The organism is Xanthobacter luteus, from assembly GCF_040049235.1.
Lineage (GTDB): Bacteria > Pseudomonadota > Alphaproteobacteria > Rhizobiales > Xanthobacteraceae > Xanthobacter.
On sequence record NZ_JBDZDO010000011.1, the window covers coordinates 1 to 12,352 of the forward strand.

The window sequence follows — 12,352 nt, forward strand, 5'->3', positions numbered from 1 at the left end:
CGAACTTCGCCTTCCAGGCGTAGAACGTCGCAGTGCTGATGCCGTGCCGGCGACAGACGTCGGCCGTCTTGCCGCCCGCCTCCTGCTCACGCAGCACGCCGATGATCTGTTCTTCCGTGAACCTCGCCGCTCCTCCGGAACCGCCGTCCCGCCCGCCGATACCGCCGATAGCCGATCCAGCGCGCTTCTCAGCGGCTCGCAACAACTTCTCACGTTTTGCTGGTTCGGGCGGCAGCGATCGCAAGAGCCTCGGTCGAGCGGTGTCGCACTATGTGGGCTCATCCTCAGGCGGGGCACGCACGGCCGCTGCACGGATGGGATCGGCGCGTGGCGCAGGCAGCCGCTTGCTTGGCTTCCTGTCAGATGCCGTTAACCGCGGTGCGACCGAAGCCCTTCGGGCGCTCAACCTCGGCGCTCTCGCTGGGCGGCCGATCGAAGAAATCTTCCTCGGGTTGGCGGATTATGTATGCCCTGACGGAGGTTCGATCGATGAAGGCATCGCACGCGAAGCATTTATCGAGACGATCACCGATCTCGCCGGCGCAGGCATAACCGACCTCGACGGCCTCACCGCCGACCAGATGCAGACGGTATTTGAACTCTACGCCACCAATGCGATAGAAGCGCGGCTCTGCAACGACATCGGGGCGAAGACGATCACCCTGCCGTCAGACAGCCGCGAAGCTGCGCGTGTCCAGGCGCAATTGAACGACTTCATCCGGCGCGGCGTGGCCGATGCGCACACGACCGCCCGTGCCGCTGCTACTGCGCTCACGCCCGATCGCGTGCTCCAATTTGTCGGGCGCATCTACGAGCAGGCGTTCGGAATCTTGCAGATCATGGGCGATGCGGAGGCGGAAGGCGCATGAGGAGACACGTCATCATTGGTCGATACGGCCCCGGGGACCGCAGCCGCTTTCCACTCGGCGATGGCGAAGTCGAAACACGTCTCGACCTAATTGCCGGCGAGCGGACACTCGATCACGGGATCGGCCGCGCGATAAGCGATCTGTCGCGGCTCGATGTTCATCCCACGGAGACCGGCGTAGACATCCTGGTCCTGGCCGCCCATGTCCATGCCGCCGACACACGCATTTCGCCGGCGACTGAATCGCAGGATGGCTGGACCCGCGAAATCCGGCTGATCGTTCCCGTCGCGGATCCCGATCGCTGGACCGCTGTCGCGCCGACTTTCGTCCGGATGCTGAACTTTCTCACCGGAGACCGCTGGTCGATCGCGTTCCGCGCCCGACCGCGTCGTTTTGCCAGAGTCGCGCCCATACGCCCTGCTCGGCCCATCGGTCCTCCCTTCGACGACCTTGCACTTTTCTCGGGCGGCCTCGACAGTCTCATCGGCGCAATCGATGCGCTCGAAACTGGCCGAACACCGCTTCTGATCAGTCACGCAGGCGAAGGCGCGACCAGCGATGCGCAGTCCACCATCTTCGATACGTTGAAGGCCCACTATCACGGTCGCGCGTTCGATCGCTTGCGCCTTTGGATGGCGTACCCGGATGGTTTCGTCCGTGGTTCAGGAGGAGAGAACACGACGCGCGGCAGGTCGTTCCTGTTCTTCGCCCTCGGCGTCTTCGCCGGCAGCGGCTTCGAAGTGCCGTTCAGCTTGAAAGTTCCCGAGAACGGCCTCATCGCCGTGAACGTGCCGCTCGATCCTCTGCGCCTCGGTGCGCTGAGCACGCGCACCACCCATCCGTTTTACATCGCCCGCTGGAATGACGCGCTCCATGGGCTCGGCCTGAACGGTAGGATTGAAAATCCCTATTGGGACAGGACCAAGGGTGAGATGGTCGGCGCCTGCGCCAATGGTGCGTTACTTCGCCGGCTGGTTCCCTCGTCGTTGTCCTGCGCGTCTCCGACCAAGGGGCGCTGGCAGGGCCTTGGAACGCAGCATTGTGGATATTGCCTACCTTGTCTCATCAGGCGGGCAGCCCTCGTTGCCGGCTTACGCCCTGATCCAGATTCAACCGTTTACACGGTCGATGACCTCACCGCCCGCGCACTCGACACACGCCAATCAGAAGGTGTCCAAATTCGCTCCTTCCAGCTCGCGATCGAGCGGCTTCGTGCCCGACCGGCGCTGGCGCCGATCCTCATCCATAAACCTGATCCGCTCTTCGATGAATCGCCAGCCCGGCAGATGGCGCTCGCAGGTGTCTACCGTCGAGGTCTTGAGGAGGTTGGCGCACTGCTGGCAGGTGTGAGGACGCGGCCGGGATGACCGAGAATGCTCAAACCGCCGGCGTCGACTTCCACTGCCATCTCGACCTCTATCCCGACCATGAGGCCGCGATCGCTAGGGCGGAAGCAGCTCGGATCTACACACTGACCGTCACGACGACGCCGAAGGCCTGGGCGCGCAACCAGGAGCTCACGCGCCACACCCACTATGTGAGGGCTGCGCTCGGCCTGCATCCGCAGCTCGTGGCAGAGCGCGCCGCGGAGCTGCCATTGTGGGAGCGCTTTCTGTCTGAGACACGCTATGTCGGCGAAGTCGGCCTCGACGCCGGTCCGCGCTTTTACAAATCCATGGATGCGCAAAAGCACGTGTTCCGCGGCATTCTCAAGCGATGCACGGAAGCCGGAAACAAGATTCTCAGGGTGCACAGCGTGAGGAGCGCTTCGGCAGTTCTCGACATGATTGAACAGTATCTCCCTCAAGACCGCGGCACTGTCGTGCTTCACTGGTTCACTGGAAGCAAAAGCGAAGCTCGACGTGCAGCGATGCCCGGCTGCTATTTTTCCGTCAATGCCGAGATGACCCACTCAGATCGCGGACGCTCCCTCGTCCGCGACTTGCTCATAGATCGGATCGTGACGAAAACAGACGGCCCCTTCACACAGGTTGACGGTCGTCCCAGCGAACCCGCTGATGTGAAAGCCACGGCGGCCGCAATCGCCGACCTGCGGCAGGTCCCGGTGAGTGCTGTGACGGCAGTGGTAAAATCAAACCTTAGCTCGCTGTTGGGACGACGCCCTTGAAGGGCTAGAAAAATTGTTATCTTCGTGCTACATAAACAGCCAATCTGTAGTGCGAAGGTGTCAAAATGCCTACTCCACACACCCCTCCTGCCGCTGTGCGGCGCGCGCTACGCAAGCTTGGAGCGGACATTCACGATGCCCGTCGACGCCGACGGCTGCCGATGGCGGTCGTAGCCGAACGCGCGTTCACGTCTCGCTCGACATTGCAGCGGGTCGAAGCTGGGGACACCAGCGTCAGCGTCGGCATCTATGCCGGCGTCCTGCAGGCGCTCGGCCTGCTCGACGGTCTGAGCCAAGTTGCCGACATCAGTAACGACAGCGTCGGCCAGGCGCTTGCCAGCGCCGACCTGCCCAAGCGCACCCATCTCAAGCGGCCAACCGGATCGTCCTCCGATGGCTGACTTCGAGGTCCATATCGATTTGGACGGCCGCACACGGCTGATCGGGCGGGCGAGGAGCAATCGTGTCCGAGGCGCGGAGACCATCCTCTTCGAGTATGACGGCGCATGGCTTGAGGACCCAGACCGCTTTTCGCTGGAACCGGCGCTTGCACTGACGCGCGGCGCCTTCGCTCCTCCGGCGGGACTAACGACCTTCGGATCCATCGGGGACTCCGCGCCGGACACCTGGGGGCGCCGCCTCATGCAACGTGCGGAGCGGCGCAGCGCCCAGCGCGATGGCCGCGCGGTGCGCACCCTGGCCGAAAGCGACTATCTGCTCGGCGTCGCCGACGAGACCAGGCTTGGCGCGCTTCGCTTTCGCTGGGTTGGCGAGGACCAATTCCAGGCGCCGATCCGTGCAGGCGTTCCTGCTCTAATCGAGCTTGGCCGATTGCTCCAGATCACCGAGCGGATTCTCCGGGACGAGGAAACGGACGAAGATCTCCAGCTCATCTTCGCCCCCGGCTCCTCCCTCGGCGGTGCGCGTCCGAAGGCGTCGGTTATCGACCAACACGGTCACCTCTCGATCGCCAAGTTTCCGAAGGAAACCGACGACTACAGCATGGAGACCTGGGAAGAAATCGCGCTGCGGCTGGCTGACCAAGTCGGCATCGTCACCCCACAACACAGACTTATCGAAGTCGCCGGCAAGACGGTGATGCTATCGCGGCGCTTCGACCGTGCTGGCACGATCCGTATCCCCTTCCTGTCCGCAATGGCGATGATGGGCGCAAAAGACGGTGAACGCGGTAGTTATCCCGAGATCGTCGATGCCCTGGCTCAGTACGGCGCTCAGGGAAAAACCGACGCTCATGCCCTTTACCGGCGCGTCGTCTTCAACGTACTGATCTCCAACGTGGACGATCACCTACGCAACCACGGCTTCTTGTGGCTCGGAAAGGCGGGATGGTCGCTTTCCCCCGCCTACGATCTCAATCCCGTTCCGACCGATCTCAAGGCGCGGGTTCTGACGACCAACATTGATCTCGACGAGGGCACTTGCTCGCTCGATCTGCTCGAACAGGCATCGGAGTATTTCGCCCTCACGCTGGGGCAGGCCCGCGACATCATCAAAGAGGTTGCAACCGTGACCGCGACGTGGCGCGAGACCGCCACGGCGGTCGGCGCGCGCGCTGCCGAAGTCAACCGGATGGCCAGTGCCTTCGAGCATGATGATCTCAAGCGGGCTCTGGCGCTATGACGAGAACCTTCCTTCACAGTTTCGATCCACCATCTGCCAGCCCCGTCACTGGCACGACCGTCGACCTAGACGTAGCAGATATTGAGGATGCCGGTATCCGCAAAGTGCTCCAGACACCGGGCGCTGCCTATGGCGCATGGTCCATTCTCGACGCACTCCTGGCGCCGACCGGCGTGGGCACGCCTTTCATTTTCAAACAACCGCTCGGCCACGCGCGCGAAGTGAAGGTCGCGTTGTCAGGCCTATTTGGACGATTTGTAGCCCGCGCTTATCTCGAACGATATTTCGGCCTCTCCATCTTCGCCCACCTCGGCAACAACGTGATCGATCTCGACCGTCGCAAGCAGGCCAGGATCAAGCGCCTCGCCCGAGGCGATCTCCCCGACTGGATCGCGTGCAAATCTGATCTGACCTCGCTCACAATCGCGGAGGCCAAGGGCTGTCACGACCCGGGTGGACCTGCGAAAGCGCTCGCGCGCGCTTGGACGCAAGCAGGACGCATCGACGTGACGGTCAAAGGCCGAAGAGTCACCGTGAAGCGGATCGCGGTCGCCGCCCGGTGGGGCGTAGCCAATTCTAATCCCGCTGACGCCTACTTGTCGGTTCGCGATCCCGTCGACGAGGGCGATCCGATCGATCAGCAAGACAGGGACGCTCCCTTCATTGGCTTGCTCCGTCTGCATGTCGCCAACATGATCGACCCCCTTGGCCATGCCGAACTCGCCCAGGCGCTGCGCACGCTGACACGCCAAACCTTCCCGCGACCACTCCGGGATGCCGCCGCGCGCGCCCGCGCTGTTCTCGACAATGCGCCGATAGGACAAGTGGCGAAGCCCGAAGCGATCGAAGACAGGAGTCCAATCGACAGATGACCAATCGCGCCGTTTAAACTGCCCCTGCGGTCTTGATTGCAAGATCGAGGTGACCAATCCCCACGGCTACCTCCGTGATGAAACTGCGGCCGGCGTCGGTCAGGCGGACCCCACGGTGGCGGCGCTCGAACAGAACAACACCGAAATCCTCCTCCAGCGTCTTGATCCGGGTACTCACGCTCGACTGGCTGACGCCGAGAGCATTCGCGGCGTGGCGAAAATTCAGATACTCGGCGACGGACGGCGTCTGCATCAGCGCCACGAGGGGGATGCGGCCTCTCAACAGCGCATTCTGTTGATCGGTAACCTCCTGGCCATTGTGCGCTCGTCGCCGCATCGCGCCTCCGATCCCGCTACGCGCTCGGCGATCGAACGCGACTGGGGCGGCCCCAGCCATGTTGACTTGAACCGGCCCAGCACCCCATTTCCTCCTTTATGCCACCGGAGACGTCTCGGCCTCCCGTGCCAAAGCAGCTTGGACGGACGCCCGCGCGCCGATCCGCCGCATGTAGTGCGCGGTCGCGGGCCAACGGTCGAAATCGATCGAAAAGCCCTTCATCCAGCCGAGCACGGTGAAGAGATAGGCATCGGCGACCGTGAAGCCGTCGCCCACCAGATAATCCCGAGATGCGAGGTTTACCTCGATGAAGTCGAGGCGCCGGAACAGCCGGTCCCGGAAGATCACCAGCGCCTCCTCCGGCAAGGCTCGATTGAACAGCGGCATCGAGCCGGCATGAACCTCGCTGGTGATGAAGTTGAGCCATTCCTGTAGCCGAACCCGCGCCATTGTGCCCACGGCCGGAGCCAATCCCGCTTCCGGCTTCAGGTCGGCCAGATACTGAACGATGGCCGGTCCTTCGGTCAGAAACGCCGTTCCACTCGGACGGGATGCCTGGGTTCCGATCCTGCCGATGGCGCATCCCCTGTCACGGCGTACTTCGGTCTCGTTGGCCGAACTGGCGGCAGCGCCCTTCGTTCTCGCCACCGGCGGGTGCCTTATGAACGCCCGCTCGCTTGCCGACGCGGCTGGATTGATACTCCAGAACGTTGAGATCGAGGTGCGCGACTGGTCGAGCGCGATTGCCCTGGTGCGGGAGGGCGCGGGTGTCAGCCTCGTGCCGGAATCCACCCTGCCGGAACAGCACCGCGGCTTCCGGGTTTCGAGGCTCGCTTCGCCGTTGCATTACGAGTTCGGACTCGTCGCTTCGTCGGCGCGCCCGTTGTCGCGGGCCGGGAATCTGTTCGTTGAGGTCGCTCGTCGCTCGACCGCGCCGACCTCGGCATAGCGCAAGACACTCGGACGGGCCGGCCGTCTGGCTCCAACCTCATGACGCGCCATCGACATCTTTCCTCCTCCCGAAGGTGAAGACGCTGAGTGCGGCCAGCACCCAGACGCCGATGGCGCCGTAGAGCGTCACGTCTCCGAAGCCGCCGGCCAGTGCGGCAGGACCGAGTACCTTCGACGCTCCCAGGGCGAAATGATCGAGGGCGGCGACGTTTCCGGCGGCGATCTGTTCGGCGACGTGCCGAAGTCGCGTGGCGTCGAACGATCCGGACACCTCACTCAAGCGCTTCAGAACGCCGTCGACCAAGACAAAGCCCATGAGTGCGATGTTGATGGCGAGCGAGATCATCCGGGCGCTCATGTCGATGCCGGATGCCATGCCGGCCCTGTCGCTGGATACTGATCCGGTCGTGGTGTTGGTGACCGGCGTGTTGGTCGCCCCGAGGCCGATCCCGGCCAGCAACGCGCCGATCAATGTCGTCGGCAAGGCCGCCGGACCACCGCCTGTTCCGATCTTCATGATGAAAAAGCCGAGACCGATCACGAACAGTCCCGCCGGGATGACGGTGCCGGCACCAAGGCGCAACGAAAGGCGTTCGGCATAGGGCGGGACGACAAGCGTCGGCAGGGTGTAGGCGAGAAGTGCAAGGCCAGCGGTCGGCCCGTCGAGACCGAGCCCCGCCTGAAACCAGATCGGCAGATAGATCATGAACGGCCAGAAGCTGAAATTCATGCCCACCGAGCCGAACAGCGCCCCGGAAAACGGCCGGATCCGGAACACCGAGAAATCAAACATCGGGTGCGGCGTGATCTGCTCGACAATGACGAAGGCGATGAGGCTGAGGGCGGCTGTAGCGACGATCGCCAGCGCGATCGGGCTGGTGAAACCGAGTTCGCTGCCCTGAGTAATGACGTAGGCGACGCAAAAGACGGCCAGTGACAGGGTCGCGATGCCGCCAAGATCCAGGCGCCGAGCGGCTGGATCCTTCGATTCCCGAACACCGCGCCAAGCCAGGATGACGGTCAGCACGGCGATGAAACCGTGGATCAGAAACACCCAGGCCCAGCCCATCAGGGCGGCGATCCCGCTGCCGATCACCGGACCGAAGCCGAGACCGAACCCGGTAACGATGCCCCACCAGCCAAAAGCCCGGGCTCGGTCGGCCGCCGTGCTGAACTGATGCGAGAGCACTGCGATCCCACAAATCAGCATGGCGCCACCGCTCGCTCCCTGGAGCGCGCGCCCGGCGATAAGGGTTATCATGTTGGGGGCAAGGCCGCACAGCAGGGAGGTGGCGCCGAACGCAACGATGGCGACAACGAGGAGACGCTTGCGCCCGAAGCGATCCGCCAGTGTGCCGGCAGCCATGAGGACCGTCGCCACGGCGATGGTGTAGGCGTTCATCGTCCATTGGAGCTCTTGAAAATCGGCATGAAGGACTTTCTCCAGCGTCGGCAGGATCGCCGGAACGCTCGATATTTCGAAGCCGAACATCAGAGCCGACAAGCAGATGGCGGCCAAGGCAAGGTTACCTTGCCGCGAGGAAGCAAAGGACATGATCAGGCCTTTCAGCGCCGAGATCACTCGGCGGCGCGCGCGCGGCCGTTCACCCACAGCGGCGAAGGCCAGGGTGGCACGGCAGTCTTGCGAGCGACGGTTGTTGATGGACCTGATCGTAGGCGAAACTTGACGATATAAGAATGATATGGCTGAGTATTTCAGAGACAACGAATCTGGATGGTCGAAATGGCGATGCTCGACGTCGAGTCCGTCCAGGCCTTCGTGGCCATCGCCGATCTCCAGAGCTTCACGCGCGCCGCGGAAGTGCTCGGCACCACGCAGGGCGCGATCAGCGTGAAATTGAAGAGGCTGGAAGATCGGCTCGGCCAGAAGCTGATCGAGCGGACTCCGCGGCTGGTACGCTTGTCGGCCCAGGGCGCGGTGTTCCTCGATTCCGCGCGCGACTTTCTCGCCGCGCATGACCGCGCGATCGCAGGCCTGTCCGCGGATCGACGCCGGTTCGCGCTCGGCATTGCCGCTCATGTGGCGGGGCCTGAGATTCCAACGCTGCTGGCGCGGCTGAATGCACATGACCCGGCGCTCACGATAGAAGTGCGGCTCGACAATTCGCGCAATCTGATCGACGCGTTCGACTGTGGCGAAATAGATGCAGCAATCATCCGCCGGGAGGACGACCGGCGCGACGGGGAAGTACTGGCGCCGGATCATCTGGGCTGGTTCGCGGCTCCCGGCTTTGTTTATCGAGCAGGTGAACCGTTGCGATTGGCCTCGTTGTCGCCGACCTGCGGCGTCCGTGACATCGCCACCCGCGTGCTCGACGCGGTGGGGATACCCTGGACGGTGGTTTTCCTCGGGAGCGGCTCCTCTGTGGTTTCGGACGCGGTGTCCGCAGGCTTGGCCACCTCCGTATTCTCCTGTCGCCTCGCGCCGGCCGGCACGATCGAGATTGGCCAGCGCTTCGGACTTCCTTCGCTTCCTTCGTCCGAGATCGTCCTGCACTCGACGCTCACCGATCCCAAATCGCGTGCCGCGCTGCGTACGCTCGCGGCCGCCTTTCGAGAGCATAGGGCTATGGCTGGGTAACGGGCGCGCGATCCCCCCGCGTCGTTGGCTGGCATTTTCGGACCGGCACGCCGGCGCATGCGAGCGACCGCGCGTACCGAGACAGTGACCCCGTTCCCTTCGAGAGAACGATAACGACCGCCGAGCCATCATGGTCGGGCGTCCACGAAGCCGTGTCTTTTGGCCAGCGCTGCGACAACCAACGCGGGAAGCAGCATGATAAGGACGGCCCAAGGAAATGACGCTGCGCCGTAACAATCGAGCAGAACGCCTCCGATAGCGCCGCCTCCGGCTACACCCGTATTCCAGACCGTGACGAACATCGCCTGGGCAACATCCGTCGCCTCTCCGGCAGCCTTCGCTTCGGCGGTTTGGAAAAGGGTTGGCGCACCACCAAGGACTAATCCCCAAACCGCCACTGCGATGAAGATGACAGCCGGTGTCGCGCCCGCCAGCCCAAGCGCGAGGGAGACGCCCCCGAAGGCGAGCATGCTTCCAAGCACCATTTGCCGTAGGCGACGGTCGATCAATGCGCCAACGAGCCAGAGGCCGAGAATGCCTGAGATGCCGAAGATCAGCAGCACCAGATCGACGCGCTGTGCAAGACCGGACGGGAGGAGGAACGGAACAATATAGGTATAGAGGATATTGTGGGCGACGACGAAGGCGAACATCGTAAACAGGATTGGCTTCAAACCGGGAAGCGTCAGCACCCGGCGAACGGAGAGTTGCTTGCCGCGCCGTTGGCCTGCGAAGTCGGGCAATGCCGCAAGCACCCAGCCAATTAGGACGAGCGCCAGAATGCTCATGATCCCGAAGGACATTCGCCACCCACATAGCGTACCGAGTAAGGTGCCTGCCGGTACGCCGAACAAAAAAGCCAGTGGGGCACCGATCCCTGTAATGGCGATCGCTCTTCCGGCAAGGTGCGGCGGGGCCATTCGGGCGGCGTATCCGACCAGCAGCGCCCAAACGACTCCACCGGACATGCCCGCCAGAAAGCGTACCGCAAGGGTCAGCCAATAGTGATTCGAGATCGCCGTCAGAGCATTGACGATGGCAAAGCCCGCAAGCGCCGCCAGGAGTAACGTTCGGCGGCGCATAGTTTGGGTAAGCATTATCAGGGGTATGGCGGTAACCAGCGATCCGGCGGCATAGGCGGTTACGAATTGTCCGGCCATGCTCTCAGCAATGCCCAATCCAGCACCGATCTGAGGCAACAGCCCTGCCGGAATCACCTCGGTCATCAGCGTGATGAAGCCCGCTATGGCAAGCGGCAACAGATTCCCTAGCGGTAGACTGTTCAGCCTCGATATGGGCGTTGCGGTTTCGCTCGATGTGGTCATGGGCTCACGTCTCCGTGACAGTCTGGAATAGGTGGCAGCCAAAGGACTGCCGCTTCCGCTGTGGAGACGACGACGTGGCAACCAGTTCGGTTCTGATTGTAAACGCTCCCATGCCTCCGAAAAGGCGGCTATAATTCACATGGCTTTGGACATTTATGTCGTGCATGGGAATTGTAGCAGATGGACAGTCTCGGAGCGCTTCATGCCTTTGTTCAGGCTGCCGACGCCGGGGGGTTCACGGAGGCCGGTCGCAAGCTGGGCGTAACGGCTTCGGCGGTCAGCAAGGCCGTGCAGCGATTGGAAGACCGCCTTGGCGCGCAGTTGTTTCACCGTTCGACGCGTAGCATCACGCTGACGGCAGAAGGGGCAATGTTCCTCGAACGTTGCCGGCGCATCCTGTGCGAATTTGAGGCGGCGGAAACAGAGCTTTCCCAGACACGGGGCGCCCCGCAAGGCAGACTCCGTGTCAGCCTACCGTCGATGGGCATCCTGTTCATGGAAAAGATCGCTGCCTTCAAGCGGCTCTATCCGCAGATCGGACTGGAACTGGATTTTAGCGATCGCGTGGCTGATGTGATCGACGAGGGGTTTGACGCTGTGATCCGCACCGGGGAGCATGCCGATTCCCGGCTGATGACACGAACGCTCGGATATTATCGCCGGGCAATCGTGGGCTCGCCAGATTACTTTCAGGCAGCCGGTATTCCTCAGGAGCCCGAGGAACTATCCGGGCACTCCTGCCTCATTTTTCGCTTTGCCACCACGGGCAAGCTCGACCGGTGGCCATTGTCGCGCAAGGGCGAACCAATTCACGTCGAACTCCTGAATAGCGTCGTGGTGAATACGCTCGACCCGCAGATTTGTCTTGCCGAAAGCGGGCTTGGCATCGCCTGCGTTCCTGACCTTGCCATCAGGCATCAGTTACAAGTCGGTTCGTTGAAAAGCGTCCTCGACGCATACATCGAAACACGGACGAAGATCAGCGTGATGTGGCCGACAAGCCGGCATCTCTCGCCGAAGCTGCGTGTGTTCGTGGATTTTGTCGCTGACAATTTGCTCGCCTAGTAGTCCTCTCTTTTCCCGGATCAGCATGATCGGCTCATGCCGGTGTCGCCTGACACTACCGACCCAGTCCCCTTTTCCGCCCCAACTGCCATGACACCGAACCGCTTTGCACGATGCCGGCGACCTTGCGGACGAGATGACGGTCGATGACCGGCCGCTACGGGGCCAGGGCGGACTCGTGAGCCTTCTCGACGATGGCGAACGTGCCGTTCGATAGCTGCACCGTACCGGCAAACATGCCGCTAACGCTCTCGCCATCGACGGCAGCACGGAAAGGCATGGGGTTCGTCTCGGCCCGTTCCGCCCCAGCACGGCCGACCTCTCGCTCCTGAAGCGTGGCGATCGGGTTGCGCCGGTAGGTCACGCGGCCATCCGGCTGCCGGCTAGCATCGCCCTGGTCGACCAAGTGGTCGTGCTGTGCCCCCCGCATTTAGGTCCATCTGACGCTAGAGTCCGGCCCAGCGAGAGGACCGGACGCTGAAGCGAGCGAGGTTCACGGAAGAACAGATCATCGGCGTGCTGCGTGAGCAGGAGGCGGGCGGCAAGACGGCCGACGTCTGTC

Annotated in this window: 15 protein-coding genes and 1 pseudogene; 10 read left to right on the forward strand and 6 right to left on the reverse strand. The window is 62.8% G+C overall.

The features are described 5' to 3' along the window. A partial coding sequence (locus tag ABLE88_RS23665; RefSeq protein WP_348834425.1) for a transposase occupies positions 1 to 169 on the reverse strand: 169 nt, incomplete at its 3' end. Between ABLE88_RS23665 and qatB the strand changes: the two genes are divergently transcribed. From qatB to ABLE88_RS23695, 6 genes are all read left to right on the forward strand, one after another. Continuing rightward, positions 102 to 869, forward strand: coding sequence for a Qat anti-phage system associated protein QatB (gene qatB, locus ABLE88_RS23670; protein ID WP_348834404.1), 768 nt, complete (start codon positions 102 to 104; stop codon positions 867 to 869). The two genes, ABLE88_RS23665 and qatB, sit on opposite strands and share 68 nt — an antisense overlap. Next, on the forward strand, positions 866 to 2,236 hold the full coding sequence (gene qatC, locus ABLE88_RS23675) for a Qat anti-phage system QueC-like protein QatC (RefSeq protein ID WP_348834406.1): 1,371 nt from the start codon (positions 866 to 868) through the stop codon (positions 2,234 to 2,236). Before qatB ends, qatC begins: the two co-directional genes overlap by 4 nt. After that, on the forward strand, positions 2,233 to 2,997 hold the full coding sequence (gene qatD, locus ABLE88_RS23680) for a Qat anti-phage system TatD family nuclease QatD (protein ID WP_348834408.1): 765 nt from the start codon (positions 2,233 to 2,235) through the stop codon (positions 2,995 to 2,997). Before qatC ends, qatD begins: the two co-directional genes overlap by 4 nt. A 65-nt stretch (positions 2,998 to 3,062) precedes the next feature. Continuing rightward, complete coding sequence (locus ABLE88_RS23685; RefSeq protein ID WP_348834409.1) at positions 3,063 to 3,398, forward strand: helix-turn-helix domain-containing protein; 336 nt, start codon at positions 3,063 to 3,065, stop codon at positions 3,396 to 3,398. Next, a complete protein-coding gene (locus ABLE88_RS23690; protein WP_348834411.1) occupies positions 3,391 to 4,638 on the forward strand; it encodes a type II toxin-antitoxin system HipA family toxin in 1,248 nt (415 codons plus the stop codon). Before ABLE88_RS23685 ends, ABLE88_RS23690 begins: the two co-directional genes overlap by 8 nt. Continuing rightward, complete coding sequence (locus ABLE88_RS23695) at positions 4,635 to 5,510, forward strand: hypothetical protein (protein WP_348834413.1); 876 nt, start codon at positions 4,635 to 4,637, stop codon at positions 5,508 to 5,510. The genes ABLE88_RS23690 and ABLE88_RS23695 overlap by 4 nt, the downstream gene beginning before the upstream one ends. A 13-nt stretch (positions 5,511 to 5,523) precedes the next feature. Here ABLE88_RS23695 and ABLE88_RS23700 read toward each other — a convergent pair whose 3' ends face one another. Together ABLE88_RS23700 and ABLE88_RS23705 are read right to left on the reverse strand one after the other, a co-directional pair. Then, entirely contained in the window at positions 5,524 to 5,847 is a 324-nt protein-coding gene (locus ABLE88_RS23700; RefSeq protein WP_348834414.1) for a helix-turn-helix domain-containing protein, read from the reverse strand. A gap of 96 nt (positions 5,848 to 5,943) precedes the next feature. Further along, positions 5,944 to 6,495, reverse strand: a complete 552-nt coding sequence (locus ABLE88_RS23705; protein ID WP_348834416.1) for a glutathione binding-like protein — start codon at positions 6,493 to 6,495, stop codon at positions 5,944 to 5,946. On the opposite strand from ABLE88_RS23705, the gene ABLE88_RS23710 reads away from it, so the two are divergent. Further along, positions 6,422 to 6,796, forward strand: coding sequence for a LysR family transcriptional regulator substrate-binding protein (locus ABLE88_RS23710; RefSeq protein WP_348834418.1), 375 nt, complete (start codon positions 6,422 to 6,424; stop codon positions 6,794 to 6,796). The two genes, ABLE88_RS23705 and ABLE88_RS23710, sit on opposite strands and share 74 nt — an antisense overlap. A gap of 39 nt (positions 6,797 to 6,835) precedes the next feature. Here the strand turns inward: ABLE88_RS23710 and ABLE88_RS23715 are convergent, their stop codons facing one another. After that, positions 6,836 to 8,353, reverse strand: a complete 1,518-nt coding sequence (locus ABLE88_RS23715) for an MFS transporter (RefSeq protein ID WP_348834427.1) — start codon at positions 8,351 to 8,353, stop codon at positions 6,836 to 6,838. Positions 8,354 to 8,542: 189 nt separating this feature from the next. On the opposite strand from ABLE88_RS23715, the gene ABLE88_RS23720 reads away from it, so the two are divergent. Beyond that, positions 8,543 to 9,400, forward strand: coding sequence for a LysR family transcriptional regulator (locus ABLE88_RS23720; protein WP_348834420.1), 858 nt, complete (start codon positions 8,543 to 8,545; stop codon positions 9,398 to 9,400). 128 nt (positions 9,401 to 9,528) lie between these two features. Here ABLE88_RS23720 and ABLE88_RS23725 read toward each other — a convergent pair whose 3' ends face one another. Beyond that, entirely contained in the window at positions 9,529 to 10,725 is a 1,197-nt protein-coding gene (locus ABLE88_RS23725) for an MFS transporter (protein ID WP_348834422.1), read from the reverse strand. 180 nt (positions 10,726 to 10,905) lie between these two features. Here ABLE88_RS23725 and ABLE88_RS23730 point away from each other — a divergent pair, with 180 nt between their 5' ends. Beyond that, complete coding sequence (locus ABLE88_RS23730; RefSeq protein WP_348834424.1) at positions 10,906 to 11,790, forward strand: LysR family transcriptional regulator; 885 nt, start codon at positions 10,906 to 10,908, stop codon at positions 11,788 to 11,790. A gap of 55 nt (positions 11,791 to 11,845) precedes the next feature. Here ABLE88_RS23730 and ABLE88_RS23735 read toward each other — a convergent pair. Continuing rightward, positions 11,846 to 12,220 (reverse strand): annotated as a pseudogene (locus tag ABLE88_RS23735) (DUF3363 domain-containing protein). Positions 12,221 to 12,267: 47 nt separating this feature from the next. On the opposite strand from ABLE88_RS23735, the gene ABLE88_RS23740 reads away from it, so the two are divergent. Continuing rightward, a partial coding sequence (locus ABLE88_RS23740) for a transposase (protein ID WP_348834429.1) occupies positions 12,268 to 12,352 on the forward strand: 85 nt, incomplete at its 3' end.